At 72.5% G+C, this 4,124-nt stretch carries 3 protein-coding genes; 2 read left to right on the top strand and 1 reads right to left on the bottom strand.

Features of this window, described 5'->3' with window-relative positions; all coding sequences use genetic code 11:
* Positions 1–115: 115 nt before the first annotated feature.
* Positions 116–1,471 carry an MFS transporter gene (locus tag ACTWQE_RS33720; protein WP_443332903.1) on the bottom strand — a complete coding sequence of 452 codons (1,356 nt, stop codon included), beginning with the start codon at positions 1,469–1,471 and terminating at the stop codon, positions 116–118.
* A 185-nt stretch (positions 1,472–1,656) separates the two neighbouring features.
* Between ACTWQE_RS33720 and ACTWQE_RS33715 the strand changes: the two genes are divergently transcribed.
* Positions 1,657–2,565, top strand: coding sequence for a helix-turn-helix transcriptional regulator (locus ACTWQE_RS33715; protein WP_443332902.1), 909 nt, complete (start codon positions 1,657–1,659; stop codon positions 2,563–2,565).
* Between the two features lie 338 nt (positions 2,566–2,903).
* Positions 2,904–4,073 (top strand): tRNA dihydrouridine synthase DusB, encoded by a 1,170-nt coding sequence (gene dusB, locus ACTWQE_RS33710; RefSeq protein ID WP_443332901.1) that lies wholly within the window; start codon positions 2,904–2,906, stop codon positions 4,071–4,073.
* Positions 4,074–4,124 lie beyond the last annotated feature (51 nt).

The raw sequence follows: 4,124 nt of genomic DNA, 5'->3' as shown, positions 1-4,124 counted from the left end.
CTGATCGCAGGGAGCCCGGCACCACGCGGTGTCCGGAGCTCATACCGCGGACGTCGTTCGCGGCGAGACTTCCTGGTGAGGGCCCGGCGCACGCGCTGCGCCGGGCCGGGTGTGCTCAGCGCACCGTGCGCGGCAGTCGCAGGCTCAACAGCACGGTCAGCACGACCAACCCCAGCTGGGTGAGGAGCGTGGTGACCAGCGCGTCGCGCATGCCCATCGGGCCGGACAGCGCCAGGAACAACGTACCGAGGGTCGCCACGCCCAGCGCCAGGCTCGACTGCTGGGTGGTCACCATGACCCCGCTGCCGACCCCGGCCCGGTCGCCCGGCACATCCGCCAGCACGATCCGGAACAGCACCGGCAGCTGAAAGCCCTGGCCGAAACCTGCCAGCGCCATCCCCGGCAGCAGCTCCACGAAGCCGAGGTCCTGCCAGCTCCGCAGCGCGGCCATGACCAGCAGCGCCAGACCCGCCGCCTGGATCAGTCCGCCGACGGTCACGACCGGGCTGCCGTACCGACCCACCAGGCGCGGACCCAACAGCGAGGCGACGAAGAAGGCCACGGCCATCGGCACCAGCGCCACACCGGCCGCCACCGGCCCGAGCCGCAGGCCCTGCTGGAGCGCCACCGCGACCACGAACATGAATCCGCCGAAGCCGATGGAGAACGGCAGGACCATGGCCAGGCCTCGACGCAGCCCCGGCAGAGCGAACAGGCTCGGCGGGACCAGCGGTGTACGCCCCTGCCGGTCCGCCCGCCGCTCCACCATCCAGAACGCGCCGGCGGCGAAGGGGAACACCGCCAGCGAGACCCAGGTCCACACCGGCCAGCCGGCGGCCCGGCCCTCCGTCAGCGGCGCCAGCAGCGTGATCAGCGAGACGGTCAGCAGGAGCGTGCCCGCCCCGTCGACCGGGGCCGGCCGGTCGGAGCGGGTCTCCGGGACCGTACGCGCCGCGAGCGCCAGACCGATCAGCGCCACCGGAACATTGACCAGGAAGATCAGCCGCCAGCCCGTCCCGGCGAGGTCGGCCGCGACCAGGACGCCGCCCAGGATCTGCCCGGCGACCATCGACAGGCCGGCCGTCGCGCCGTACAGACTGAGCGCCCGGGCCCGGCGTGCGCCCGTGGTCGTCGCGTGAATGGTGGCCAGCACCTGGGGCAGCATCAGCGCCGACGCCGCCCCCTGCGCCACCCGCGCCGCCACCAGCGACCAGGCGTCGGGCGCCAGCCCGCAGGCCAGGGAGGTCGCACCGAAGGCCGCCATCCCGGCGAGGAAGAGCCGGCGGCGGCCGAACATGTCGCCCAGCCGGCCGCCCAGCACCAGCAGGACGGCGTAGGCCACGCCGTACCCCGCCACCACCAGCTCCAGCAGGGCGGGCCCGGCGGCGAGGTCGCGGTCGATGGACGGCAGGGCGACATTGACGATGAAGAAGTCGATCAGGGGGAGGGACGCGCCCAGCAGCACGGTCATCAGGCCGAGCCGGCCGAGAGCGGACGGGGTGGCCGCAGCCTCCGTCAGGGCTGCGGATTCGGTTCGCACACGGGTTTCGCTCACGGATACGACGATGGCGGCCCAGTCAGAGGGGTACCAGAGTGTCCTTATCCTGGTACCCGCAGTACCTGGAAATGGGATCAGCGGTACGGCACCCTGACTCCATGGCCACCATCGCGCAGGTCCCCGACCACGGCCAGGACACCCGGATCGCCGCCGGGCCGGATCGCCCGGAGGGCAGCGAGGCGCAGAGAGCCGCGCTCGCGGCCTTCCTGCGCAGCCGCCGCGAACGGATCAGCCCCGAGCAGGTCGGCCTTCCCCGTGGCCGGCGCCGCCGCACCCCGGGCCTGCGCCGTGAGGAGGTCGCGCACCTCGCCGCCGTCGGCGTCACCTGGTACACCTGGCTCGAACAGGCCCGTGCCATCCATGTCTCCGCGCAGGTCCTCGACGCCATCGCCCGCGCCCTGCTCCTCGACCCCAGCGAACGCACCCACCTGTTCGCGCTCGCCGGCGAGAGCGACCCCGCGCCGGACACCGACTGCCCGGGGGTCTCGCCGGCGCTGCGCCTGATGATCGAACAATTGGAGCCGTACCCGGTCAGCGTTCAGAACAGCCGGTACGACATCCTCGCCTACAACCGCACCTACGGACGGCTGCTCTGCGACCTCGACGCCCTGCCGTTCGAGGACCGCAACTGCATGTGGCTGGCCTTCACCCACCCCGCCTGGCAGGCCGGGCTCCCCGACTGGGAGGAGACGGTACGGGTGATGACCGCCAAGTTCCGTGCGTCGATGGCCGAGCACATCGCCGAACCCGCCTGGAAGGCCCTGGTCAAGCGGCTCGAGCAGAGCTCACCCGCGTTCCGGGAGATCTGGGAGCGGCATGAGGTGCTGAGCGCCGGGGACCGTACGAAGCGCTTCCGCAACCCTCAGGTCGGGATGCTGCATCTGCACCACACCACCCTCTGGCTCGGCCCCCGCCACGGTCCGCGCCTCATCACCTACGTCCCGGCGGACGCCGAGTCGCGCGAGCGGCTGGAGCGGCTTCACGTGCCTGCGGCGGCCGGCGCCTGACGCGGTGATGTGCGTCGTGCTTCTGACGCCCACCGCATGCCCGCGACGGAGGCGTCGCATGCCCGCGACGGAGGCGTCCAGGTCCCTGCGCATGGACGGCAGCGCCACTTTCAGGACGGTGTTGTCGAGGCTGACGATCAGCAGGCTCCTCCAGCAGATTCCGAGCACGAGCAGCCGTCGCCGGTTGCTGGGTCCGTGACATGGTTGAACGTACAATCACCTGGTCCCGGCCGTGGAGCGGCCCCCGTCGCCGACTGCCGGCCGTGGAGCGGCCCCCGTCGCCGATGCGGGACAATGGGAGGCCGCCCGCCCGTACGCTCCTGAAGGACGCACCCCCGATGACGCAGCTGCAGATCGGCCCGCACACGGTGCAGCCGCCGGTGGTCCTGGCCCCGATGGCCGGGATCACCAACGCGCCGTTCCGCACCCTGTGCCGCGAGTTCAGCGGCGGCAAGGGGCTGTTCGTGAGCGAGATGATCACCACCCGGGCGCTGGTGGAGCGGGACGCCAAGACCATGCGGCTGGTCCACTTCGACGGGACCGAGAAACCGCGCTCCATCCAGTTGTACGGCGTGGACCCGGTGACCGTAGGCCAGGCCGCCCGCATGATCGCGGACGAGGACCTGGCCGACCACATCGACCTCAACTTCGGCTGCCCGGTGCCCAAGGTGACCCGGAAGGGCGGCGGCTCCGCGCTGCCGTACAAGCGGAACCTGCTGCGGTCGATCCTGCGTGAGGCCGTCGCGGGCGCGGGCTCCCTGCCCGTGACCATGAAGATGCGCAAGGGGATCGACGACGACCACATCACCTTCCTCGACGCGGGGCGGATCGCGGTCGAGGAGGGTGTGACGGCCATCGCGCTGCACGGGAGGACCGCGGCCCAGCACTACGGGGGCACCGCCGACTGGGACGCCATCGCCCGGCTCAAGGAGTCCGTCCCCGAGATCCCGGTGCTCGGCAACGGCGACATCTGGTCGGCCGACGACGCGGTACGGATGATGCGGGAGACGGGCTGCGACGGGGTGGTCGTGGGGCGCGGCTGCCTCGGCCGGCCCTGGCTGTTCGGCGACCTGGTCGCGGCCTTCGAGGGCCCGGGGGCCCGGCCGGGAGGCCATGAGGGCGCCGCCGGGGCGCCGGCCCCCGCCGCGGCGCCGACCCTCAAGGAGGTCGCTGTCGTGATGCGCCGTCACGCCGAGCTGCTGGGGGAGTGGCTGGAGGACGAGGCACGCGGCGTCATCGACTTCCGCAAGCACGTCGCCTGGTACACCAAGGGCTTCTCCATCGGCTCCGAGATGCGCAAGAAGCTCGCGATCACCTCGTCGCTCGACGAGCTGGACGCGCTGCTGGACCAGCTGGACCTGGACCAGCCGTGGCCCGCGGGGGCGGACGGACCGCGCGGGCGCACCTCCGGCAGGAACCGCGTGGTCCTGCCGGACGGCTGGCTCGACGACCCGTACGACTCCGCCGCGATCAACGCGGACGCGGAACTGGACACCTCCGGCGGCTGAGCCCCGCCCGGCCCCAGCGGGGAGCCGGGCGGCCCTCCCCTCCTGAGGCTG

It is taken from the genome of Streptomyces sp. 8N706, assembly GCF_052245415.1.
Classification (GTDB): domain Bacteria; phylum Actinomycetota; class Actinomycetes; order Streptomycetales; family Streptomycetaceae; genus Streptomyces.
Note: the sequence above shows the minus strand (reverse complement) of the source record. Positions and strands in the feature narration are given on the sequence as shown.

Bases quoted from the DNA above. Each gene is read 5' to 3' on its own strand.
- ACTWQE_RS33720 (WP_443332903.1), bottom strand. From the start codon at position 1,471: ATGACCGTGCTGCTGGGCGCGTCCCTCCCCCTGATCGACTTCTTCATC.
- ACTWQE_RS33715 (WP_443332902.1), top strand. From the start codon at position 1,657: ATGGCCACCATCGCGCAGGTCCCCGACCACGGCCAGGACACCCGGATC.
- dusB (WP_443332901.1), top strand. From the start codon at position 2,904: ATGACGCAGCTGCAGATCGGCCCGCACACGGTGCAGCCGCCGGTGGTC.